This window comes from Micromonospora orduensis, from assembly GCF_006228125.1.
GTDB classification, from domain to species: domain Bacteria; phylum Actinomycetota; class Actinomycetes; order Mycobacteriales; family Micromonosporaceae; genus Micromonospora; species Micromonospora orduensis.
The window spans coordinates 14846-37624 of the sequence record NZ_VDFY01000168.1; the positions used below are offsets into that span (position 1 = coordinate 14846).

At 72.9% G+C, this 22779-nt stretch carries 20 protein-coding genes; 6 read left to right on the plus strand and 14 right to left on the minus strand.

All coding sequences use genetic code 11. The features are described from left to right. Positions 1-17 precede the first annotated feature (17 nt). A complete protein-coding gene (locus FHG89_RS17500) occupies positions 18-1184 on the minus strand; it encodes an O-antigen ligase family protein (RefSeq protein WP_139585456.1) in 1167 nt (388 codons plus the stop codon). Positions 1185-1674: 490 nt separating this feature from the next. On the opposite strand from FHG89_RS17500, the gene FHG89_RS17505 reads away from it, so the two are divergent. Genes FHG89_RS17505 through wecB form a run of 3 tightly spaced genes read left to right on the plus strand, consistent with a single transcriptional unit; the run spans position 1675 to position 4980 of the window. Further along, a complete protein-coding gene (locus tag FHG89_RS17505; RefSeq protein WP_139585457.1) occupies positions 1675-2715 on the plus strand; it encodes a polysaccharide biosynthesis protein in 1041 nt (346 codons plus the stop codon). After that, positions 2709-3833 carry a polysaccharide biosynthesis C-terminal domain-containing protein gene (locus tag FHG89_RS17510; protein ID WP_139585458.1) on the plus strand — a complete coding sequence of 375 codons (1125 nt, stop codon included), beginning with the start codon at positions 2709-2711 and terminating at the stop codon, positions 3831-3833. Before FHG89_RS17505 ends, FHG89_RS17510 begins: the two co-directional genes overlap by 7 nt. Before the next feature lie 22 nt (positions 3834-3855). Next, complete coding sequence (gene wecB / locus FHG89_RS17515) at positions 3856-4980, plus strand: non-hydrolyzing UDP-N-acetylglucosamine 2-epimerase (protein ID WP_139585459.1); 1125 nt, start codon at positions 3856-3858, stop codon at positions 4978-4980. Positions 4981-5038: 58 nt separating this feature from the next. Here wecB and FHG89_RS17520 read toward each other — a convergent pair whose 3' ends face one another. The 4 genes from FHG89_RS17520 to FHG89_RS17535 are packed head-to-tail and all read right to left on the minus strand — an operon-like array spanning position 5039 to position 8725. Continuing rightward, a complete protein-coding gene (locus FHG89_RS17520; RefSeq protein WP_139585460.1) occupies positions 5039-6250 on the minus strand; it encodes a glycosyltransferase family 4 protein in 1212 nt (403 codons plus the stop codon). Beyond that, complete coding sequence (locus tag FHG89_RS17525) at positions 6247-6894, minus strand: acetyltransferase (RefSeq protein WP_139585461.1); 648 nt, start codon at positions 6892-6894, stop codon at positions 6247-6249. Before FHG89_RS17525 ends, FHG89_RS17520 begins: the two co-directional genes overlap by 4 nt. After that, entirely contained in the window at positions 6891-7541 is a 651-nt protein-coding gene (locus FHG89_RS17530; RefSeq protein ID WP_280116074.1) for a sugar transferase, read from the minus strand. Before FHG89_RS17530 ends, FHG89_RS17525 begins: the two co-directional genes overlap by 4 nt. Further along, a complete protein-coding gene (locus FHG89_RS17535) occupies positions 7538-8725 on the minus strand; it encodes a DegT/DnrJ/EryC1/StrS family aminotransferase (protein ID WP_139585462.1) in 1188 nt (395 codons plus the stop codon). The genes FHG89_RS17530 and FHG89_RS17535 overlap by 4 nt, the downstream gene beginning before the upstream one ends. A 192-nt stretch (positions 8726-8917) precedes the next feature. Here FHG89_RS17535 and FHG89_RS17540 point away from each other — a divergent pair, with 192 nt between their 5' ends. Then, positions 8918-9874, plus strand: a complete 957-nt coding sequence (locus FHG89_RS17540; RefSeq protein WP_139585463.1) for a DUF389 domain-containing protein — start codon at positions 8918-8920, stop codon at positions 9872-9874. Here the strand turns inward: FHG89_RS17540 and FHG89_RS17545 are convergent. The 3 genes from FHG89_RS17545 to FHG89_RS17555 all read right to left on the minus strand — a co-directional run bounded on the left by FHG89_RS17545 (position 9795) and on the right by FHG89_RS17555 (position 13797). Beyond that, positions 9795-10271: a hypothetical protein gene (locus FHG89_RS17545; protein ID WP_139585464.1), complete on the minus strand. Its 477-nt coding sequence runs from the start codon at positions 10269-10271 to the stop codon at positions 9795-9797. The genes FHG89_RS17540 and FHG89_RS17545 overlap by 80 nt on opposite strands. 21 nt (positions 10272-10292) lie before the next feature. Further along, a complete protein-coding gene (locus FHG89_RS17550) occupies positions 10293-11177 on the minus strand; it encodes an aminoglycoside phosphotransferase family protein (RefSeq protein ID WP_139585483.1) in 885 nt (294 codons plus the stop codon). 175 nt (positions 11178-11352) lie between these two features. After that, the gene (locus FHG89_RS17555; protein ID WP_139585465.1) at positions 11353-13797 is read right to left on the minus strand and encodes a Tex family protein; all 2445 of its coding nucleotides are present in this window, start codon (positions 13795-13797) and stop codon (positions 11353-11355) included. Between the two features lie 86 nt (positions 13798-13883). Between FHG89_RS17555 and FHG89_RS17560 the strand changes: the two genes are divergently transcribed. Next, positions 13884-15395: a deoxyguanosinetriphosphate triphosphohydrolase family protein gene (locus FHG89_RS17560; RefSeq protein WP_139585466.1), complete on the plus strand. Its 1512-nt coding sequence runs from the start codon at positions 13884-13886 to the stop codon at positions 15393-15395. A gap of 97 nt (positions 15396-15492) precedes the next feature. Beyond that, the gene (locus FHG89_RS17565) at positions 15493-16137 is read left to right on the plus strand and encodes an acetyltransferase (RefSeq protein WP_139585467.1); all 645 of its coding nucleotides are present in this window, start codon (positions 15493-15495) and stop codon (positions 16135-16137) included. Between the two features lie 25 nt (positions 16138-16162). Here the strand turns inward: FHG89_RS17565 and FHG89_RS17570 are convergent, their stop codons facing one another. The 6 genes from FHG89_RS17570 to FHG89_RS17595 form a co-directional block, all read right to left on the minus strand. Next, the gene (locus FHG89_RS17570; RefSeq protein ID WP_139585468.1) at positions 16163-17023 is read right to left on the minus strand and encodes a 3-hydroxybutyryl-CoA dehydrogenase; all 861 of its coding nucleotides are present in this window, start codon (positions 17021-17023) and stop codon (positions 16163-16165) included. After that, the gene (locus FHG89_RS17575) at positions 17020-18108 is read right to left on the minus strand and encodes a 3-oxoacyl-ACP synthase III family protein (protein ID WP_244295573.1); all 1089 of its coding nucleotides are present in this window, start codon (positions 18106-18108) and stop codon (positions 17020-17022) included. Before FHG89_RS17575 ends, FHG89_RS17570 begins: the two co-directional genes overlap by 4 nt. 94 nt (positions 18109-18202) lie before the next feature. Continuing rightward, entirely contained in the window at positions 18203-19345 is a 1143-nt protein-coding gene (locus FHG89_RS17580) for an MBL fold metallo-hydrolase (RefSeq protein WP_139585469.1), read from the minus strand. Between the two features lie 113 nt (positions 19346-19458). After that, positions 19459-20466 (minus strand): serine hydrolase, encoded by a 1008-nt coding sequence (locus FHG89_RS17585; protein WP_139585470.1) that lies wholly within the window; start codon positions 20464-20466, stop codon positions 19459-19461. A 95-nt stretch (positions 20467-20561) separates the two neighbouring features. Next, positions 20562-21491 carry an SDR family NAD(P)-dependent oxidoreductase gene (locus tag FHG89_RS17590; protein ID WP_139585471.1) on the minus strand — a complete coding sequence of 310 codons (930 nt, stop codon included), beginning with the start codon at positions 21489-21491 and terminating at the stop codon, positions 20562-20564. Continuing rightward, positions 21488-22672 carry a zinc-dependent alcohol dehydrogenase gene (locus FHG89_RS17595; RefSeq protein ID WP_139585472.1) on the minus strand — a complete coding sequence of 395 codons (1185 nt, stop codon included), beginning with the start codon at positions 22670-22672 and terminating at the stop codon, positions 21488-21490. Before FHG89_RS17595 ends, FHG89_RS17590 begins: the two co-directional genes overlap by 4 nt. Positions 22673-22779: the final 107 nt, after the last annotated feature.

A 22779-nucleotide genomic window follows, 5' to 3' on the forward strand; every position in this document is an offset into this window, starting at 1 on the left:
GCGGCGCCGCCCGACGGTCAGCGGCGGAGGAACCTGCCGGCGCCGGCCATCGGCACGAGTGTCGCCCGGCGCAGGAGGGAGCGGGCGTGCCGGGGCGCGACGCCCCGCGCCCGCGCTGGACCCCAGATGCCGGGAACGACTGTGAGCAGGCCGAGGGCCAGCCAGAAGCCCAGCGCGGTCTCCCACTGGCCGGTCAGCCAGATCGGCAGCATGGCGGCGGTGAACGCGCAGGCCAGCAGCAACGCCCTCCGACCGGTGCGGGCGGCGGTGACCAACGCCGCGGCCATCGTGCCGAAGTAGAGCAGCACCCCGACCAGCCCCAGGTCGTTGCCGACGGTGAGCAGCAGGTTGTGCGGCCCGATCTCGAACGGGTTGGTGGAGATGAACACGCCCGCGCCGGAGCCGTTCAGCGGCGACTCCCACCAGGTCGACAGGGCGTACGGCCAGATGGAGAGCCGCCCGGAGATGTCGCCGGTGGGCCGGCCGTACAGCCCGTCGAGCCAGAGCATCTCGTTCTGCGGGGTCATCCCGAACGGCACCACCAGCACCGCGACGGCGGCGACCCCGGCGACGGTGACCCCCGTGAGCCGGGGCAGCAGGTGCGCCGCCAGCGCGGCGAGCAACCCGAGCAGCACGCCGATGGCCGCGCCCCGCGAGCCGGTGAGCAGCACCGCGTACCCGAGCAGGGCCACCAGCGCCAGCGGCGCCAGCCACAGCGTCCGCCGGTGGGTGCCGGCCACGGCGAGCGCCAGGGCCAGCACCACACCGACCGCCAGGGTGTACGCGGTGAGGTTCACCTCCCTGCCGTCGACGCCGTAGCGGTGCGCGAAGAGCAGCACGTCCCCCTGCGACCGGGCGCCGGTGACCACCTCGACGGCGACGACGGCGCAGCCGGCGAGGTAGGCCCAGCCGACCAGCAGCAGGTCGCGTCGAGCACGGACGACGTGCCGGCAGGCCACCAGGAGCAGGCCTACCGAGATGTACCGGTAGGCGGCGGGCACGGTGAGGTCGGTGCGGCTGCTCCAGAGGACGCTGGCGGCGGCCCAGACCGCGAGGAGCAGCGCGAGCGTGTCGACGCCGCGCAGCCGGGGCAGCCGTCCGGTGAGTCCGATCGCCAGCAGGGCCAGCGGTGCGGCGTAGTTGAACGACCACCAGGGCGGGCGCGCGGCCATGAAGGCGATCACGCAGAGAACCAGGACTGCGGGGAGGCTGCCGCCGGCTGCGGATGGTTGGGGGCGCGTGGCGGTGGCCGGCGCGGATGTGGGGGTCGCTCGCCCGACGCTCACCGGGGGGCGCCGGGCCGGGCCGGTCCGCGGCGGTGCCGCGGTCACCTGATGAGCCCGGGGTACTCGCACGATGCTGACCGCGTGGTCGGCGCGCGGCCTGGCGGGGGAGGGAGCGGCACGGAACCGTTTCTATCAGGTGAAGAACGGTAAAGTGCCGAATTCCCCCGACAAACATGGACCTTTTCGGCGCGATTTTGCGCTGGTGAGGCTTGTTTGGGGTGTTTGGGGCAAACGCGTATCCCGGCTTGTCGGCCTTCGTTGACCCGGGTGCCGCAACCGGTGGGGCTTTCGCCTGGACACCGGAGATCGGCGCCCGCGCGGCAGCGCGCAGCGCTGCGTCCGGGCTGGCGGGTGACAACCGCCCGTCGGGTGACGAACGGGAGAACCAATGAGCGTGATGACCGCGGGCCGCCGGGTGCTGATCACCGGCGGGACCGGATCCTTTGGACAGACCATGGCCCGGCGCCTGCTCGACCGGGACGTCGCCGAGGTGCGGATCCTCAGCCGGGACGAGGCCAAGCAGGAAGCCATGCGGCGTTCCATCGGCGACGAACGGGTGCGCTACCACGTCGGCGACGTCCGCGACGTCGACACCGTGCTGCGGGCCACCAGGGGCGTCGACTTCGTCTTCCACGCGGCGGCGCTCAAGCAGGTGCCGTCCTGCGAGTTCTTCCCCCTCGAAGCGGTGCGCACCAACATCCTCGGCAGCGGCAACGTCGTCGAGGCCGCCGCGCACAACGGGGTCAGCTCGGTGGTGGTGCTCAGCACCGACAAGGCCGTCTACCCGGTGAACGCGATGGGCATGAGCAAGGCGCTGATGGAGAAGGTCGCCCAGGCGTACGCCCGGAACAACCCGAACAGCGCCACCACCGTCTCCTGCGTCCGGTACGGCAACGTCATGTACTCGCGCGGCTCGGTGATCCCGCTGTTCATCGACCAGATCAAGGCCGGCCGCGCGCCGACCGTCACCGACCCCGGCATGACCCGCTTCCTCATGTCGCTTGCCGACTCGGTCGACCTGGTCGAGCACGCCTTCCACCACGCCCGCCCCGGCGACGTGTTCATCCGCAAGGCCGCCGCCTGCACCATCAGCGACCTCGCCGAGGCCGTCTGCCAGCTCTTCGACGTGCCGTTCAAGCTGGACGTCATAGGCGTACGGCACAGCGAGAAGTGGCACGAGACCCTCGCGAGCCGGGAGGAGCTGGCCCAGGCCGACGACTTCGGCGACTTCTTCCGGGTGCCGCTTGACGCACGCGACCTCAACTACGCGCTCTACGTCTCCGAGGGCGAGTTGGGCGAGATGCCGCAGGAGGACTTCAACTCCGCCAACGCCACCCGGCTCGGCGTACCCGAGGTGGTGGAGCTGCTCAAGACGCTGCCGGAGATCCGGGCGGAGCTGGCGCTGCGCGATCCGGTGCTGGCGTGCTGAGCCTCGCCGTCACCGGCGCGGGCGGCTTCCTCGGCTGGCACGTGCGGGTCCTGCTGCGGGCGCTCGGCTGGCCGGAGCCGACCGTGCTGACCCGCGCGGACCTCGCCGACCCGGCCGTGGTCGCGCACAGGATCGCCGGCGTGGACCGGGTGCTGCACCTGGCCGGGGTCAACCGGGGTGAACCCGCCGACGTGGCCGCCGGCAACGTCCAGCTCGCCGCTCAGCTCGCCAACGGCCTGCGCGCCTGCCCGGACCCGCCCATCGGTGTGGTCTTCGCCAACTCGGTGCAGGCCGGCAACGGCACCCCGTACGGCGACGCCAAGGCCACCGCCGCCAGCATCCTCGCCGACACCGGCGTGCCGCTGGACGACCTGCTGCTGCCCAACCTGTACGGCGAGCACGGCCGGCCCTGGTACAACTCGGCGGTCGCCACGTTCTGCCGGGTGCTCGCCGAGGGAGGCCGGCCGGAGGTGCACGCCGACCGGGAGATGGACCTGGTGCACGTCACCGACGCCGCGGCCCGGCTGGCCGGTGTCGCGGCGGGCGGCTCCTGGGACCCGGCGATGCCGGCACTGCGGATCGGGGTCCGTGACCTCGCCGACCAACTCGCCTCGTACGCGGACATCTACCGCACCGGCGAGATCCCGCCGCTGCGCGACCGGCACGACGTACGGCTGTTCAACACCTACCGGTCGCACTGCTTCCCGGCGCACTACCCCCTGGCCCTGCCCACCCGGGCCGACGCCCGGGGCGCGCTCGTCGAGACGGTGAAGACGCACGGGGGAGCGGGGCAGACGTTCTGCTCCACCACCCGGCCCGGCGTCACCCGCGGCGAGCACTTCCACCTGGCCAAGGTGGAACGGTTCGTGGTGCTGCGCGGCACCGCCGAGATCAGCCTGCGCCGGATCGGCGACACCGACGTCGTCCGGTTTCCGGTCAGCGGCGACGAACCGGTCGTGATCGACATGCCGACCATGTGGGCGCACAACATCACCAACACCGGCCAGGACGAGCTGCTTACCCTCTTCTGGACCAACGAGCTGTTCGACCCGGAACGGCCCGACACGTGGCCGGAGGCGGTCGGGGACGAGCACCGTGTGCCGGCCGGCGTCCGGTGAGTGACCTGCGGAGGGAGACCACATGACCCGGGTGATGACAGTCGTCGGCACCCGTCCCGAGATCATCCGACTGTCCCGGGTGCTCAGCCGGCTCGACGACACCGTCGACCACGTGCTTGTGCACACCGGACAGAACTGGGACGCCACCCTCTCCGACGTGTTCTTCACCGAGCTGCGCCTGCGGCAACCCGACCGGTTCCTGCGCGTCGACACCTCGTCGCTGGGTCGGGTGCTCGGCGGGGTCCTCGTCGGAATGGAGGCGGCGATCGCCGAGGTGCGGCCGGACGCGCTGCTCGTGCTCGGCGACACCAACAGCTGCATCGCCGCGCTGATGGCCCGCCGGATGCGGGTACCCGTCTACCACATGGAGGCCGGCAACCGCTGCTTCGACCTGAACGTGCCGGAGGAGACGAACCGGCGGCTGGTCGACCACGTGGCCGACTTCAACCTGGTCTACACCGAACACGCCCGACGCAACCTGCTCGCCGAGGGCCTGCACCCGCGCCGGATCCTGCACACCGGCTCGCCGATGCGCGAGGTACTGGAGCACTACCGGGCACCGATCGCCAGCTCCATCATCCTGCGTCAACTGGAACTCGACCGGGGCGGCTACTTCCTGGTCAGCGCGCACCGGGAGGAGAACGTCGACCGACCCGACCGGCTCCAGCGGCTGCTGGACTGCCTGGTCGCGGTCCGCGACAGGTGGGGCCTGCCGGTGCTCGTCTCCACCCACCCGCGTACCCGTAAGCGGTTGGAGGCGTTGGCGCCGGACGCCACCGCGCTGGACGGCATCGCCTTCCACGAGCCGTTCGGGCTGCTCGACTACGTGCACCTGCAGACCAGGGCGTACTGCACGCTGTCGGACAGCGGGACGATCAGCGAGGAGGCCGCCATCCTCGGCTTCCCGGCGGTGACCCTGCGCGAGTCGATCGAACGCCCCGAGGCGCTCGACGCCGGCGGGATCATCATGACCGGCCTCGACCCGCAGGGCGTGGTCGAGGCCGTCGAGGTGACAGTGGCGCAGGTCGCCGCGCAGGGGGTGCCCTGCCCGGTCGACTACCAGGTGCCGGACACCTCGCGGCGGGTGGTCGACTTCATCCTCTCCACCGTGCGTCGCCACCACGACTGGGCCGGCATCCGGCACTGACGCACGACGGGCGGTCGGTGGTCCGGCGGGACCGGCCACCGGCCGCCCGCCGTCGTGGTCACCGTCGGCGGGCCGCCACGTCCTCCACGAGGTCCGCAACCTCGGCCGCCGCCCGCAGGTCGTCGAAGGACGCCAGCACATGCTGGCGGGCCAACCGGCCGCGCAGCGTCAGCGTTCCGGCGACCCAGCCCCGGTACGCCGCTTCGAGCGCGTCCACCAGGGCCGTCGGGTCAGCCCGGGGCACCACCCAGCCGGAGCGTCCGGTGACCGCCTCGGGTAGCCCGCCGGCCGCGCTGACGATGCTCGGCACGCCCATCGAGCCGGCCTCGACCGCCGCCATCGGACTGTCGCAGAGCGACGGCGCGACGCTCACGTCGGCGGCGGCGTAGCAGGGCCGCACGTCCGGCACCGACTCCACCCAGGTCACCCCGGGGTCGTCGGCCACGCCGAAGGATTCGCCCAGGTGCCGCCGGTAGCTCTCCCCGGCCGCCGTCCAGCCGCCGCCGACCAGCAGCAGGTGCGCGTCCGGGTGCCGGCGGCGGAACGTCCGCCACGCGGCCAGCAGGACGTCGTGCCCCTTCACCCCGCGACCCGAGTGCACCAGACGCCTCGGCGGGTAGACGTAGGAGACCATCACCGCCAGGAACGCGCTCTGGTCGATGCCCAGCTCGGCGCGCAGCTTCGCCCGCTGGTCCGGGCCGGTGGCGTCCGGGCTGAACGCGTCGGTGTCCACCCCGTACACCGCGACCGGCCGCCGCTGCGGCGGGCAGCCCAGCTCGCCGTACCGTGCGGAGGCGTACCGGCAGCCGCAGACCAGCAGGTCGTCCAGCCGCCACATCAACCGCTCCACCGACCGGACGAGCCGGGACTCCAGGTATGCCGGACCGGCCACCATGTGCACCCGGCGCACCGGCATCGCCAGGGTGGCCAGCCGCACCGCGTACGCCGAGGCGATCAGGTGGTACTGCACCACGTCGGGACTCAGCCGGCGCAGCAGGGCCCGCAGCCGCAGCAGCCCGACCGGCGCGTACCGGCCCATCGTGAAGTCGTACGGAGAGTCGAGCACCTCGAAGCCCCGCCGCTCCAGCTCGTCGGTGAGCCGTCCGTTGCCGGCCGGCAGCACGACTGTCACCTCGTGCCCCCGGTGGCGCAGCTCCTCGACCTGGGGCAGCAGCCACATCCCGCCGGCGTTCGTCTTGACCAGCACCGCGATGCGCAGTCGACGGACCCCGAGCGGGTGACCCACGCCGGGGCCGCCGGAGGCGCTCACCGGGCCGGGACTCCCTTGACCACCGTGCCGGCCGGTACGTCCCGGACCACGCAGGCCCCCGCGCCGACTGTCGCGCCGTCGCCCACCCGCAGCTTCTGCAACACGACCGCCCCGGCGCCGATCAGCACCCCGTCGCCCAGCCGGCAGTCGCCCGAGACCGCCCCCAGCGGGTTGACCGAGACGTGGTCACCCAGCTCGCAGTCGTGCGCCACCGCGCTGTTCTGGTTGAGGTGCACGTGCCGGCCGAGCGTGACGTTCGTGGTGACCCGGGCGCCGGGGAACGCGATCAGACCCTCGCCGTGCACGACGTCCGGGCCGACTGTGGCATCCGGGTGCACAAGCACCGCGGCCGGCAGCCCGTACGCGGCCAACCGCCCGTCCACCGCCCGGCGGGCCGCCGGGTCCCCGATTCCCAACGCCAGGTAGGTGCCGGCGGGCTGCTCGGTGAGGCGGGCGGTCCCGCCCAGGTAGGGCACCTCCAGCCGCTGCACCCGCTTCAGGTTGACCTCGCTGGGCCGATCGTCGGCGAACCCCCGTACCCGCCACGGTGGCGGGCCAGCGGCGGCGGCGTTGACGGCCCGGACGATGCCGAGCACCTCCCGGCCGTGCCCGCCGCAGCCGACGATGACGAGGTCCACGCTCACCGGTGGGCCTCCGCCGGGCCGGCGCCGACGCCGGCCAACTCGGCCGGGCCGAGGTATTCGTGCGCGGTGGCCGCACCGGCCGCGGTGATTCCCTCCCGGCGCAGCACGGTGCGGACCGTGCGCAGCAGGATGCGCAGGTCCAGCCGGAGTGAGCGCTGCCCGACGTAGCGCACGTCGAGGGCGAACCGCTCCTCCCAGCTCAGCCCGTTGCGCCCGTACACCTGCTGGAGACCCGTGATGCCGGGGCGGACGTCGTGGCGGCGGAACTGCTCCGGCGTGTACCGGTCCAGGTACGCCGGCAGCAGCGGGCGCGGTCCCACCAGGCTCATCTCACCGCGCAGCACGTTCCACAGTTGCGGCAGCTCGTCCAGGCTGGTGGTGCGCAGCCAGCGACCGAACGGGGTGAGTCGCGCGCCGTCGTTCGCCGGCGCGGCGTCCTCACCGCCGACGGTCATCGAGCGGAACTTGACCAGCTCGAACAGCCGCCCGTGCCGCCCCGGACGGGCCTGCCGGAACAGCACCGGCCGACCCATCGTGATCAGGACGGCCAACGCCACACCGGCGAGCACCGGTGTGGCCAGCAGCAGACCGACGGCCGCGACGAGCACGTCCAGGATCCGCTTCACGGCGTCGTACGGCCGGCTCACCGGTGCCCCCCGAGGAACCCGGCGATCCCGCCGACCACACGATCGACCTGATCGTCGGTGAGGGCGGAACCGCTGGGCAGGGAGAGGCTGGTGGCGAAGAGTTGGTCGGCGGCGCCGGTGAGGGCGACCTGCCGGTCGGCGTACACCGGTTGGCGGTGCATCGGTTTCCACATCGGCCGGCTCTCCACCCCGAGCCGGGCCAGGTGCGCGGCGAGGTCCCCGGCATGCCAGCCGGACCGCTCCGGCTCGACCACCACCGCGGTCAGCCAGCAGTTCGAGCCGGGGTCGCCGGCGCCGAGGATGCGGGTGCCAGGCACGGCGGCGAAGAGTCGCGCGTACCGGTCCCGTAGCGCCCGCCGTCGGGCGATCATCGTGTCCAGTCTGCTGAGCTGCGCCCGGCCCAGGGCGGCCAGCAGTGTGCTTAGCCGGTAGTTGTAGCCGATGTCGCGGTGCTCGTAGTGCGTCACCGGTTCGCGGGCCTGGGTGGCGAGGTGGCGGGCCCGGGCGACGAGCGCGTCGTCGTCGGAGACGAGCATCCCGCCGGCCGAGGTGGTCATGATCTTGTTGTGGCTGAACGAGTAGATCCCGACCCGGCCGAAGGTGCCGGCACACCGTCCACGGTAGGTGGAGCCGAGGGCCTGCGCGGCGTCCTCCACCACCGGGACGCCGGTGGCCGCGCAGAGCGGCAGCAGCCGGTCGTAGTCGGCGCAGCGGCCGTTGATGTCGACGACCAGCACGGCGGCGACCCGTCGACCGGCGTCGGCCAGTCGGCCCAGCAGGTCCGAGAGCAGGTCGACGTCGAGGTTGCCGGTGGCTGCGTCGCAGTCCACGAAGACCGGTTCGGCGCCGGTGTAGGTGACCGCGTTCGCGGTGGCGGCGAAGGTGAGCGTGGGCACCACCACCACGCTGTCCGGCCCGGCCCCCACCGCGAGCAACGCCATGTGCAGCGCCGCGGTGCCGGAGGAGAGGCCCAGCGCGTACCCGACGCCGACCCGCGCGGCGACCTCCCGCTCGAACGCGCCCAGCTCAGGCCCGTCGGGGTCGAATCGTCCGGTGCGCACGGCGCGCAGCAGGTAGGACTCCTCCAGCTCACCGACGTCCGGTGGGGAGAGATAGACCGGGTCGGTCACCGCCTGGCCGCCGCTGCGCGGCGCCACGGGCGGACGGTGGTGGATCAGGTCCACGGACGGCGCCTCCGATCGGACGTGACAAAAGACCACAATGGTTGTAGCAGGGCCTATGGCGGTGCATAGGCGGTTTCGCCGATTCTGCGACGAATCGGGTCGGCTGGCCCCGACGTCCGAACCGACAGTCGGGTCCGGCCGGCTAGAGTGCTGCCGGCCGTGCCCGCGCGCTGCGTACAACAGGGAGAACGAGTGCTGCACCTGAGGGTGATCGCCCCGGTGGACCGATCCGCCGAGGTCGTCGACCTGCTGGCCGCGGAGGCGGGGGTGACCCACCTGGCCGTGCTGCCCGGCGCGGCCCGGCAACCGCAGGGCGACCTGATCCTCTGCGATGTGGTCCGGGAGAGCGCCGACGGCGTTCTGCGAGGGCTCCAGCAGCTCGGGGTGGAGGCGAGCGGCGGCATCTCCGCCGACGACGTGGAGCTGACCATCTCCGCGTCGGCCGACCGGGCGGCGGAGAAGGCCCCCGGCAGCGGCGCCGACGCGGTGGTCTGGGACGAGATCGCGGCGAAGACCGGCGAGCAGACCGAGCTGTCCGGCACCTACCTGGTGCTGATCGTGGTGGCCACCATGATCGCTGGCGTCGGCGTGCTGCTGGACCAGCCGATCCTCATCGTCGGGGCGATGGTGGTCGGTCCGGAGTTCGGCCCGCTCGCCGCGCTCTGCGTGGCGCTGCTGCGCCGCCGGCTCGACGTGATCGGCCGGTCGGTGCAGGCCCTCACCGTGGGTTTCCTGGCGGCCATGGTGGCGACCGTGTTGAGCACCTGGGCGCTGACCGCGGCCGGCCTGGTCAGCGAGGAGATGCTGCGCGCCGACCGGCCGCTCACCAGTTTCATCTGGCGGCCCGACGCGCTGTCCTGGGTGGTGGGCCTGCTCGCCGGCGTGGCCGGCATGCTCTCCCTGACGTCGAAGAAGTCGGGCAGCCTGGTCGGGGTGCTGATCTCGGTGACCACGGTGCCGGCCGCGGCGAACGTGGCCGTGGCCGCCGCCTACGGCGTGTGGGACGAGGCGGGCGGCTCGGCACTCCAGCTGGTGATCAACGTGTGTGCGATCGTCCTGGCCGGGCTGCTCACGCTCCTGGTCCAGCAGGCCTGGTGGTGGGACGTGGCCCGCCGGAATCGCCGGGCGCGTCGTCCAGCAGCCGGGTGAGCAGGGTCCGCAACGGCATCGACTCGCCGTCGCGGCCACCCGCCCCGACGACCAGCGGTGCCGGGCTGGGCCGCGGGTCGACGCCGAACAGCCGGGCCCGCAGGCCTCCCGGCACGGTCAGCAGGTGGAACCGGCCGTCCACGTCCACCGCCCGGGTGCCGGCCCGGTCGACGTACCAGCCGGTCAGCCGGGTGCGGTAGCGACCGCGCCCGTCGTGGCCCCGCGCGACGAGCCGCGTGGTGGGCAACCCCCGCCGGGTCGCCTCGGCCACGAACCAGGCCACCAGCTCCGCCGCCTGCGCCTGTTCGGCCGCCCGTCGCCGGGCGTCCGCGTCGGCGTGCGCCCGCACCGCCCGCTGCCGCTGCTCCCGCCACTGCGGGCCGTCGCCCTCCACCACGAGCCGACGGTACGCGACGGCTCAGCCGAGGACGGCCCGCAGGGTGTGCCGGGCGATGGAGGCCATCACCGGGTTGGTCTCGACGTAGTACGGCAGCGCGTTGATCGCCTGCACCAGCGCCCAGCCGCGCCCCCGCTCCCACGTCGCGTCGTCCACACCCAGCGCCCGCCGGTACGTCTCCCGCGACCCGGCGTCGAACAGGTTCCACGCCGGCATCAGGTCCACCGCCGGGTCGCCCACGCCGACCGTGCCCAGGTCGATGACCGCCACCAGCCGACCGTCGCGGACCAGCAGGTTGCCCGGCATCAGGTCGGCGTGGATCCACCCGTCGGCGGGGTCGTCCCGGCGCGCGTCGCGGCACCGGTCCCACACCTCGGCGAGGGCGACGGTGTCGGTGAGCGCGCCGCTGACGGCGAGGGCGGCCCGCACACCGGCGTCCTGGGCGGCCAGCGGCCCGCCCCGACCGGACCCCGACCAGGACCGCCCGCGGGTGTCGATGCCGCGCAGGGCTACCACCACACCGGCCAGGTCGCGGGCGAACACGTCCGGGTCGCCGATCCGGTCGGGCCGGGCCGTCTCACCGGGGATGAACCGGTACGCCGCCCACGGCCCGGAGTACCCGTCGCCCGCCTCACCGAGGCCGAGCGGTTCGGGCACCGCCACCGGCAGGTGCGCGGCGAACAGTCGTGCGTACTCCTGCTCCCGCAGCAGCTCGTCGCGCAGGTCAGGCCCGGCGGAGGGCCGCAGCGGAAAGCGCAGCACGACGTCCGGGCCGATCCGGAACAGGGCGTTCACCGTGCCGGCCGAGGGGAGCGGACGCACCGGCAGGCCCCGCCACTGCGGGAACTGCTCGGCCACCAGCGCGGCGACCACCTCCACGGTCACGTCCATCTGGTCGGCATGCATCCTCACCGCGAGATCATCACACCGACCTCCACCGCCGCACGAGCAGGTTTCCCACCGCCCACGCCGCTTGCCCGCCGCTGCTCCTGCCGACGGCCATCGAACCGCCCGACCACCGTCGCCCCATGGCCGGCTGGTCGACCACCCGAAGGCCGGCTGGCCGGCCGGGTGGGCGCGGTCAGGCCAGTCCGGCGCGGCGCAGCGCCTCGGCCATCGCGTCGTTGGCTGGCGCCGGCGCACCCTGACGCTGCTGCCCGCCGCGTCCGCCGCCGTGCCCACCGCGTCCGCCGCTCTGCCCGTCGCGTCCGCCCTGCCCGCCGCGTCCGGCCTGCGGGCCGCGCTGTGCGGGGCCGCGCCCCTCCTGCCCGGTCCGCGCACCACCACCACCGGTGGCGGCGGGCTCGTCCTCGAGGCGCAGGGTCAGCGAGATCCGCTTGCGGGGTACGTCCACGTCGAGCACCCGGACCTTCACCACGTCGCCGGACTTCACCACCTCGCGGGGGTCCTTCACGAAGGTGCGGGACATCGCCGACACGTGCACGAGGCCGTCCTGGTGCACACCGACGTCCACGAACGCGCCGAACGCGGCCACGTTGGTGACCACGCCCTCCAACACCATCCCGGGCGTCAGGTCGCCGATCTTCTCCACCCCCTCGACGAAGGTGGCGGTGCGGAACTCCGGACGCGGGTCGCGGCCCGGCTTCTCCAGCTCGGCGAGGATGTCGGTGACGGTGGGCAGGCCGAACCGGTCGTCGACGAAGTCGGTCGCCCGCAGCCCGCGCAGGATGGCGCTCCTACCGATCACCGAGCGCAGGTCCTGGCCGGTGCTGGCGAGAATGCGACGGACCACCGGGTACGCCTCGGGGTGCACGCTTGAGGAGTCCAGCGGGTCGTCGCCGTCGGGGATGCGCAGGAAGCCGGCGCACTGTTCGAACGCCTTCGGCCCGAGCCGGGCCACCTTCTTCAGGTCGGTACGCGAGCGGAACGGCCCGTTCGCATCCCGGTGCAGCACGATGTTCTCCGCCAGCCCGGCGCCGATCCCGGAGACCCGGGTCAGCAGCGGCGCGGAGGCGGTGTTGACGTCCACCCCTACCGCGTTCACGCAGTCCTCCACCACCGCGTCCAGCGACCGGGACAACTTCACCTCGGACAGGTCGTGCTGGTACTGCCCGACCCCGATCGACCGTGGGTCGATCTTGACCAGTTCGGCGAGCGGGTCCTGGAGGCGGCGGGCGATGGAGACCGCGCCGCGCAGCGACACGTCCATCCCGGGCAGCTCCTGCGAGGCGTACGCGGACGCGGAGTAGACCGACGCGCCGGCCTCGGAGACCATCACCTTGGTCAGGTTGAGCTGCGGATGCCGCTTGATCAGGTCACCGGCCAGCTTGTCGGTCTCCCGGGAGGCGGTGCCGTTGCCGATCGCGATCAGCTCCACCCCGTGCGCGCCGGCCAGCCGGGCGAGGGTCTCCACCGACGCGTCCCACTGCCGGCGCGGCTCGTGCGGATAGATCGTGTCGGTGGCGAGCACCTTGCCGGTGGCGTCCACCACTGCCACCTTCACACCGGTCCGCAGGCCCGGGTCCAGACCCATCGTCGGCCGGGTGCCGGCCGGCGCGGCGAGCAGCAGGTCACGCAGGTTGGTGGCGAAGACCCGGACCGCCTCCTCCTCGGCCGCCTGCCACAGCCGCATCCTCAGGTCGGCCCCGAGGTGGATGAGGATCCGGGTACGCCAGGCCCAGCGGACCGTGTCGGCCAGCCACCTGTCGGCCGGGCGGCCCGCGTCGGACACCCCGAACCGGCCGGCGATGGCCGCCTCGTACCGGCTCGGACCGGTCGGCGCGGCGTCCGCCTCGCCGGCCTCCTCGGGCTCCATGGTCAGGTCGAGCACGCCCTCCTTCTCGCCCCGGAACATCGCCAGGATCCGGTGCGAGGGCAGCTTCGGGTACGGCTCGGAGAAGTCGAAGTAGTCGGCGAACTTGGCGCCCGCCGTCTCCTGACCCTCGCGTACCCGGGACACCAGACGGCCCCGCGACCACATCTGCTCGCGCAGCGTGCCGATCAGGTCGGCGTCCTCGGCGAAGGTCTCGATCAGGATCGCGCGGGCGCCCTCCAGCGCGGCGGCGGCGTCGGCGACGCCCTTCTCCGCGTCGACGAACCCGGCGGCCGTGGCCCGTGGGTCCTGGGTGGGGTCGGCCAGCAGCGTCTCGGCAAGCGGCGCCAGTCCGGCCTCGCGGGCGATCTGCGCCCGGGTCCGCCGCTTCGGCTTGTACGGCAGGTAGATGTCCTCCAGTCGGGACTTCGAGTCCGCCGCCATGATCTGCGCTTCCAGGGCCTCGTCGAGCTTGCCCTGGCCGCGGATCGACTCCAGGACGGCCGCCCGCCGCTCGTCCAGCTCCCGCAGGTAGCGCAGCCGCTCCTCCAGGGTGCGCAGCTGGGTGTCGTCGAGCAGGCCGGTGGCCTCCTTGCGGTAGCGGGCGATGAACGGCACGGTGGCGCCGCCGTCGAGCAGCTCCACGGCCGCCCGCACCTGACGCTCGGCCACGCCGAGCTCGTCGGCGATTCGCTGATGAACAGACTGGGTCACGATCTCGATCCGCCTTCTCCGGTGGGTACCGCCCTGCATTGTGCCGGTCGGTCCCGGCCGCTGTCGCCGCACCCGGCCGGCTGACCGTCGGCGGCCGGGGTCGGGCCTGCGCTAGCGTGGCGATCATGGAAACATCTGCCGAGCCGCGCGCCCGGCGGCTCTTCGGCGGCAGCGCCCGGGCCCTCGGCGACCTCGCGGCGAACCCGTTCCGCGCCGACCGGGACCGGATCGTCGGCTCGCCGTTCTTCGCCCGACTCGGCGGTGTCACCCAGGTCATCAGCCCGGTCGGCTCCGGCCTGCTGGTGCACAACCGGCTCACCCACAGCCTGAAGGTCGCCCAGGTGGCCCGGGCCATCGCCGAGCGGCTCACGGCCGACGAGCGGTGGCGTGACCTGCTGGACAAGCTCGGCGGCTGCGACCCGGACGTGGTGGAGGCCGCCGCGCTCGCCCACGACCTCGGCCACCCGCCGTTCGGGCACCTGGGGGAGCGGGTGCTGGACCGGCTGGCCCGCCAGCGCCTCGGCCTCCCCGACGGCTTCGAGGGCAACGCCCAGTCGTACCGGATCGTCACCAGCACCGAGATCCGGGGCGCGGCCACCACCGGGCTGGACCTGACCGCGGCGGTTCGCGCGGCGATGCTGAAGTACCCGTGGACCAGGCTGGACTACCCCGACCCGCACCCGCGTCTGCTGGACCCGCCGCCCCGGGGCGCGACCCCACCGCCGGACGACCCGGAGAGCGGCTCGCTGAAGTTCGGCGCGTACCTGACCGAACTGGACGACCTGCGGCAGGCGCGGGAACCGTTCGTCGGCCGCATCCCGGACTGGCAGCAGACCGTGGAGGCGTCGGTGATGGACACCGCCGACGACATCGCGTACGCCATCCACGACGTGGAGGACTTCTACCGCGTGGGTGTGCTCCAGCAGGGGTCGGTGTCGGCCGAGCTGATGGCCTGGCAGCGCGAGAGCGGGCACTTCCGGGCGATCACCGACGCGGCGCTGGCCATCGCGGCCCGGCGGCCCGGCGCGGCGATCGAGCGGCTCCGCCGGCAGTTGCACCGCAAGGACGCGTGGATCGCCGACGACGACGCGTTCGCCGCCGCCGTCGAGCATGTCCGCGAGGAGCTTGTCGACGGGCTGCTGGCGATGCCGTTCGACGGTTCGATCGAGGCCGAGCAGTACGTGGCCCGGTTCTCCGCCCGCTGGTCCACCCGCTTCGTCGAGGCGATCACCGTCACCGACCAGCCGTCGGTGCGCTCCGGGTACGTGTTGCTCGGCTGCGCGCAGTGGCACGAGGTGCAGGTGCTCAAGTTCGTCCACCACCGGTTCGTGCTGGCGCGCCCCGACCTCGCCCTGCACCAGCGGGGCCAGGCCCGGCTGCTGGGCACCCTGGTGGAGGCGCTGTGGGAGTGGCTGCTCGACCCGGAGGAGGAGTCCCGGTTGCCCCGCCGGCTGCACGACCTGGTGGAGCTGGCCGAGGCGGAGCTGCACCCGCGTACCCCGGACCGGATCGGGCGGGCCCGGGGGCGGGCCATCGTGGACTTCGTCGCGCAGCTCACCGACGGTCAGGCGGTGGCCATGCTGGACGCGCTGTCCGGGCGGTCCGGTGCGCTCTGGACCGACGCGTTCGTACTCTGAGGCGACCTCACGACACGACCATTCGGGCAGTCACGTCACGCCTGCGGTGCCTCGTCGTTACGTTGTCGGCAGCAGACGTACCGACAGGGGGGTGGGCGTGGCGATCGACGTGGTGATCGTGGGTGCCGGCGGTTTCGGCCGCGAGGTGCTGGGCATCATTCGAGCCATCAACCGTACGGCGGGCGAGCCGGTCTGGAGCGTCCTCGGTTTCGTCGACGACGCTCTCGACGAGGCTGACCTCAAACGTGTCCGCCACCTCGACGTGCCCCTGCTCGGCCCACTGCAGTGGCTGGACGGTCGACCGCCCACGACACACGTCGTCATCGGCGTGGGTTCGCCCGCCGCCCGGCGTCGGATCGACGACCGCCTCCGGCAGTTCGGTCTGCCAGCGGCCACCATCGTGCATCCGGGGGCCGAGATCGGCCCCGACTGCTCGTACCAGGAGGGCTTCGTCGCCGCGGGGGGCGTACGCGTCACCACGAACGTGAGCATCGGCCGGCACGTGCATCTCAACCTGAACGTGACTGTCGGGCACGACTGCCTCCTAGGCGACTTCGTCACCGTCAACCCTCTCGCCGCGATCTCCGGCTCCACCACGGTGGGCTCCGGCGTACTCGTCGGGACAACGGCCGCGGTACTGCAGAAGCTCACCGTCGGCGCGGACTCGACGGTCGGCGCCGGGGCCTGCGTCGTGCGGGACGTGCCGGCCGGCGTCGTGGTCAAGGGCGTGCCTGCGCGCTGAGCTGTCGGGGTCGGCGCGAGCGGCCCTAGCTGGGGGAGTGGAAACCGCGGCCGGCCTTGCCGCCGGTCCAGCCTGCCTCCACCATCCGACGCAGCAGGGGTGGCGGCGCGTAGGACGGCTCGCCGAACTCCTCGTGCAGCGCGGCAGCGATAGCCGCGACGGTGTCCAGGCCGATGAGGTCGACCAACGCCAGCGGCCCCATGGGGTGCCCGCAGCCCAACGTCATGGCCCGGTCGATGTCCTGCGCGGACGCGTATCCGGCTTCGAGCATCCGGATGGCGTTGAGCAGGTATGGAACCAGCAGGGCGTTGACCACGAAGCCAGCCCGGTCGCCGACCCTGATCACCTGCTTGCCGAGAACCCCGGTCGCGAACCGCTCGACGAGGGAGATCGTCTCCGGATCCGTGCGAAGTGCGCCGACCAGCTCCACCAGGGGCATCGCGGCGACCGGGTTGAAGAAGTGGACGCCGAGCACCCGCTCGGGTCGATCGGTGGCCCGCGCCAGGCGACCCACCGGAATGGACGACGTGTTCGAGGCCAGGACGGCGTCCGGATTCGCGACGATCTTGTTGAGTGCCGCGAAGACCTCCATCTTGGCCGACTCCCGCTCGGTGACCGCCTCGACGACCAGGTCACGGTCGGCGAGGCAGTCCAGTTGGGCGGAGACGGTGATCGCGTCCAGGATGTCGTCCCGGCGCGCGCTGTCGAGCTTTCCCTTGCGTACCCGTCGGTCCACCGCACGCGACAACCGCTCCCGCGCCGTCGGGACCGACAACGGGCTGGAGGTGACCACCCGTACGTCGAGGCCCGCCACCGCGCACGCCTCGGCGATGCCGGTGCCCATCACCCCACAGCCGACGACGCCCACCTTCCGGATGCTGTTCACGATTGTTCCGCCTCCTGTGGGTCGTGGGCGGCCGCGGTGCGGCCGGCTGGCGTGTGCCACCGCACCAGGCAGGCACCGGTGGCCATCCCCCCGCCGAACCCGGCGAGCAGCAGGATGTCGCCGGCGCGGAACTCGCCCTGCCGGTGTGCCTCGTCGAGGGTGACGGCGATGGAGGCACTTCCGACGTTGCCGTAGCGTTCGAGCGTCCGGTGGGTCCGCGCGCCCGTCAGGTCGCTGGCCTTGACCAGCTCGTCGAGCATCACACCGTTGGCCTGGTGCGGTACGAAGTGATCGATGTCCTGCGCGGTCAACCCGGCCCGCCCAAGCAGCTCGGCGAGCGTCGGGGGCACGACGCGGGCGACGAACTCGCGGACCTCGCGGCCCCGCATCCGGAAGAAGTGGCCACCGGAGTCGACGGTGTGCTGCGATGCGGGCAACCGCGAACCGCCGGCCTCGACGTGGATCAGGCTCCGGGCGTCGCCGCTGCCCCGCAGGTCGACCTCCATGATGCCGTGACCCGCAGGCGTGGGTCCGAGGACGACCGCCCCCGCCCCGTCACCGAAGAGCACGGCGGTCGTCCGGTCCGAGAAGTCGAGTATCCGCGAGTAGACATCGGCGGCCACGACCAGCGCGTGGGTGCCGGGGCGGCACGTCAGCAGACTCCGAGCGACCGCCAGGGCGTAGACGAAGCCGCTACAGACGACGTTGATGTCGAAGCAGGCGGCGTTGCGCGCGCCGATCAGGTGTTGCACGACATGCGCGGTCGGTGGTTGCGGTGAGTCACCTGTGGAGGTGGCGACGATGAGGTAGTCGATACCGTCGGCCGTTGTGCCGGCCTGGTCCAGCGCGCGCCGGGCAGCGTGCGCGGCGAGGTCGGAGGTCGCCTCGTGTGGTGCGGCGAAGCGGCGGGACCGGATGTGCGTCTTGCGTTCGATCCACTCCCCGGTCACCCCGACGAGCCGGGCGACCTCGTCGTTGTGCACGGTCCGGGCCGGTACGTACGAGCCGGTGCCGAGAATTCCGATGCCCGGATCCGCCGCCGGGCTTGCTCGTCCGGTGGTGGGCAGGCTCCCTGCGTGCGTCACAACAGGGGGAACGATGGCGCAGCGAGAAAGAAGCGCACTTTACCCCGAATGTCAATCCTCGGGGTGACGGCGGCGGTTCGCCGTGCCCGTCCGGTCAGGCGACGGACTGCCACCATCCGTCGACGGCCGGCGGGTCTTCGACCACCACCCGCTCACCCGGGCGGGGCACGGCGAGTCGTACGTCGCGGGCCTTCGCCTCGGCCCACAGCCGGTTCACCGGCTCGGACCAGTCGTGCAGGGCCAGGTTGAACGTCGCCCAGTGCACCGGAATGAACAGCCCGCCGCGCAGGTCGAGGTGGGCGTTTACCGCCTCCTCGGGGAACATGTGGATGGTCGGCCAGGCCCGGTCGTACGCGCCGATCTGCATAAGCGTCACGTCGAACGGCCCGTGCTCGGCGCCGATCGCCGCGTACCCGTCGAAGTAGCCGGAGTCGCCGGTGTAGAAGACCGTGCGGCGTGCCCCGGCCACCACCCAGGAGCTCCACAGCGTGCCGTCGCGGCGCAGCCCCCGGCCGGAGAAGTGCTGGGCGGCGGTGGCGGTGATCTCCAGCCCGGCGACCTGGTGCGACTCGGACCAGTCCAGCTCGATGATCCGGTCGGCGGGCACACCCCACCGGTCCAGGTGCGCGCCCACGCCGAGCGGCACCAGGAACGGCGCGGACTGACCGGCCAGCAGTGCCCGCACGGTGGCCATGTCCAGGTGGTCGTAGTGGTCGTGGGAGATCAGGATGGCGTCCAGCGGGGGCAGCTCGTCCAGGCGTACCGGTGGCTCGTGCAGCCGGCGGGGGCCGACCAGAGCGGACGGCGAGCAACGGTCGCTCCACACCGGGTCGAGCAGCACCCGCCGGCCCTCGATCTCGATCAGCACTGAGGCGTGGCCGTACCAGACGATGTTCAGCTCGTCGGTGGTGTCGGCGGCGGGCGACGCGCTGGGGCGCAGCAGCGGCACGGGCGCGGTGGGACGCCGCTTCTGCTTACCGAAGATCAGCTCGCGGAGCAGGTTGCGACCCGGGTCGGCGACCATCGTGCGGGTGCCGGCCTGGTTGTGGAAGGTGCCGTCGCGGAACTGCGGCGAGCGGGCCGCCCGTTCGGCGCGAGCGCCGGCGAGCCGGCCGCCGAGCGCCGCCGGCACGTCCCGGGCCACCCAGGCCAGGCCGGCCAGCGCGGCGAGACCGGCCGCGCCTCGCATCCGTCGCCCGAGCGACCGTTCGACGTCCGTGCTCCGCGTTGGTGCCATCGCCGTCCCTCCGAGGTGTCCGCCCTACACGGTAGCCACCCCGGAGCCGGCGTGCCCGAGCGGTCACCCGTGCGGGTCGGCCGCCGGCGGCGGCGACCGACCCGGGACCGGGCTCAGCCGCCGTTGCTGGGGCGCCGGGTGGCGATCCGGTACGCGGCGCCGGTGCCGGCGAGCCGGTCCACCGCCGTCAGGAACTTCGGACCCATGGCGGCCCGGGCCTGCACCGCCGGGTGGGTGGCCCCGAAGTTGTCCGGGTCGGCCTGCCCGTCGGCGAAGAGCGCGTAGGTGAGCACCGCCGCGCCGGACCGGTCGAAGATCACGCCGGCCTCGTGGCGGGCGTCGGCGAACCAGCCGGCCTTGGTGGCGATCCGGGCCCGCTCGTCGGAGGACATGGTGCGTCGGATGCCGTCGGTGAACGCCACCGGGGAGCGCAGCAGCCCGAGCAGGTACGCCGTCGAGGTGGGGGAGAGCAGCGTGCCGCCGACCAGGGCCCGCAGCAGGTCGTGCGTCTCCCGGGGGGTGCTGGTGCCGAGGAAGAACCGGTTGGGGTTGGCCACCGGCTCGACCTGGGTGTTCGGGAAACCCTTGGCGACCAGGATGGAGTTGATCTCGGCGGCCGGGGCGACCAGCCCGCACAGCCGCACCGCCGTGTCGTCCGAGACCGTCAGCAGGTTGGCCAGCACGTGCCCGAGGGTCACGCTGCTCGGGTACGCGCCGTCCAGGCTGAAGATGCCGTCACCGCCCGGCACGACGATCGCGGCGGTGACGTCGACCCGCTGGTCCAGGGTGAGCAGCCCCCGGTCGACCTTGTCCAGCACCGCCGTGGCGACCGCGATCTTGTTGACGCTGTACGCCTCGATCCGCCGGTCCGCGTCGGCGGCCACCGCGACGACCGGCGCGCCGTCCGGGTCGGCCACGCTGACGTACGCCTGCCAGTTGCCACCCGCCTCGGTGCTGTGCCGGGCGAAGACGGTGGCGACCCGACGGGCGGCCCGGGCGGGGGTGGTCGGCGCGGCCTCGCTGTCGGCGGCGCTCGCAGGTGCGGCGGCGCCGAGCACTGTGCCGGCGGTGGCCACCGTCCCGAGCCCGAGTGCCGTCCTGCGGTTCAGCCGGATAGTCAATCTTCTCTCCCGTCGTGGGGCGCCGGAGCGCTTGCCGGCCCACCACCCTAGGCGAGTTGATCGATACATGATGCCCCCGAAGAGTCCCGAACAGGTCAGCCGAGCCGTCGGCGCAGTGCGGCGCCGACCGCGCCGACCGGTCCGAACACGAGTTGCCGCAGATCGGGAAGGTGACCGCCGCGGATGGCCTCTCCGGCCGGGTTCGGGGTGAAGACCGAGCCGTCGTGCGCGGCGATCGGCCGTCCGCTCAGGCCGGCCAGCCTCATCAACGGCCCGACCAGGACGTCGTAGACACCCGGGACCACTGTGAAGCCGGCGCGCATCACCACGTTCAGCCAGCCCACCGACACCTCCCGGCGCGGCCGGTCCACGCAGTCGACGATGGCCCGGGCCACCCGCTGCGGGCCGGCGACGGGCGGCGGAGGGCGGCCGATCCGGCCCAGGTAGTTGGCCGCCTGCTGGTACACCGGGGTGTCCACACTGCCCGGGTTGACCAGGCAGAGCCGGATCTCCGGGGTGTCGCGCAACTCCTGCTGCACCGTCCGGGCCAGCCCCTGCAAACCCCACTTGCTGGCCACGTACGCGCTCATGTACGGGGCGGTGATGTGCCCGAGCACCGAACCGGTGAGGATCAGCGTGCCGGCGCCGGTGGCCCGGAAGTGCCGCAGCGCCACCCGCGCCGCACCGGCCGCCGCCAGCAGATCGGTGCGTACCACCTGGTCGAAGACCCGCTCGGGCAGCTCGTCGAAGCGGCCGTACGCCATCACCGCGGCGGTGTGCACCCACACGTCGATGCGACCGAACCGCCCGATCGCCGCGTCGACGAGCGCCTCCAACGCGCCCGGCTCGGTGACGTCGGTCGGCACGGTCAGCACGTCGGCGTCGGCGCACTCCGCGCGTACCTCGGCGAGGGTCTGTGGGGCGCGGGCGGCGAGGACCAGGCGGTCGCCGCGCTCGGCGAACGCCCGGGCCGTCGCCCGCCCGACCCCACTGGTCGCACCGGTGATCACCACCACCCGACTCACGGGTTCAGGACCACCTTGATGCAGCCGTCCTCCTTCTTCTGGAACATCTCGTACGCCTGCGGGGCCTCGCTCAGCGGCAACCGGTGGGTGCGCAGGTCCTCGACGCCGAGCGGATCGTCGTCGCCGGAGAGCAGCGGCAGGATCTCGTCGGTCCACCGGCGGACGTGGCACTGCCCCATCCGCAGTTGGATGCCCCGGTCGAACATCTCCATCATCGGCATCGGGTCGGCCTCACCGCCGTAGACGCCGGAGAGCGACACGGTGCCACCACGGCGGACCGCCTTGACGGCGGCGTGCAGGACGGACAGCCGGTCCACGCCGGCCCGGTCGGTCATCGTCTGGGCCAGCTTGTCCGGCAGCAGCCCGGCGGCGGTCTGGGCCAGCCTGCCCGCCGGCGAGCCGTGCGCCTCCATGCCGACGGCGTCGATCACCGCGTCCGGGCCGCGCCCGTCGACCAGGTCGATCAGAGTGCCCGGCACGTCGGTCAGCTCGCTGACGTCGAGTACCTCGATGCCGTGCCGGCGGGCCAGCTCCAACCGCTCCGGCACCAGGTCCAACCCGATCACCCGGCCGGCGCCGAGGTGACGACCGATCCGGGCGCAGAACTGACCGACCGGGCCCAGCCCGAACACGGCCAGGGTGCCACCGGGCGGGGTGTCCGCGTACTTCACCGCCTGCCAGGCGGTCGGCAGGATGTCGGAGAGGTAGAGGTAGCGCTCGTCGGCCCCGGTCTGCGGGATCCTGATCGGTCCGAAGTGGGCCTGGGGGACACGCAGGTACTCGGCCTGCCCGCCGGGCACCGAGCCGTAGAGCGAGGTGTAACCGAACAGCGACGCGCCCTTACCCTCGGCGGTGACCTGCGTGGTCTCGCACTGGGCGTAGAGCTGACGCTCGCACATCCAGCAGCTGCCGCAGGCGATGTTGAACGGCACCACCACCCGGTCTCCGGGCTTGAGCCGGGTCACCCCCGACCCGACCTCCTCGACGATGCCCATCGGCTCGTGGCCCAGGATGTCGCCGGGTTTCAGGTACGGCCCCAACACCTCGTACAGGTGCAGGTCGGAGCCGCAGATCGCCGTCGAGGTGATCTTCACGATGGCATCGGTCGGTTCCTCGATCCGGGGGTCCGGCACCTCCTCGACCCGTACGTCCCGCTTGCCCTGCCAGGTCAGTGCCTTCATCGGGCCTCCATCCCTCGGTTGCTGCCTGACTGCTACCCGGGGGAAGGGAGTTGAACCGGCCGCGTCACCCGGGCCCAGCCTCACCGCAGCCGCTGCCGCCAAACGCC

What these genes read in the sequence shown, in the direction of transcription:
- FHG89_RS17560 (WP_139585466.1), top strand. Translation starts at nt 13,884, where the DNA reads ATGGAAACATCTGCCGAGCCGCGCGCCCGGCGGCTCTTCGGCGGCAGC.
- FHG89_RS17580 (WP_139585469.1), bottom strand. Translation starts at nt 19,345, where the DNA reads ATGGCACCAACGCGGAGCACGGACGTCGAACGGTCGCTCGGGCGACGG.
- FHG89_RS17505 (WP_139585457.1), top strand. Translation starts at nt 1,675, where the DNA reads ATGAGCGTGATGACCGCGGGCCGCCGGGTGCTGATCACCGGCGGGACC.
- wecB (WP_139585459.1), top strand. Translation starts at nt 3,856, where the DNA reads ATGACCCGGGTGATGACAGTCGTCGGCACCCGTCCCGAGATCATCCGA.
- FHG89_RS17550 (WP_139585483.1), bottom strand. Translation starts at nt 11,177, where the DNA reads ATGCATGCCGACCAGATGGACGTGACCGTGGAGGTGGTCGCCGCGCTG.
- FHG89_RS17555 (WP_139585465.1), bottom strand. Translation starts at nt 13,797, where the DNA reads ATGCAGGGCGGTACCCACCGGAGAAGGCGGATCGAGATCGTGACCCAG.
- FHG89_RS17595 (WP_139585472.1), bottom strand. Translation starts at nt 22,672, where the DNA reads ATGAAGGCACTGACCTGGCAGGGCAAGCGGGACGTACGGGTCGAGGAG.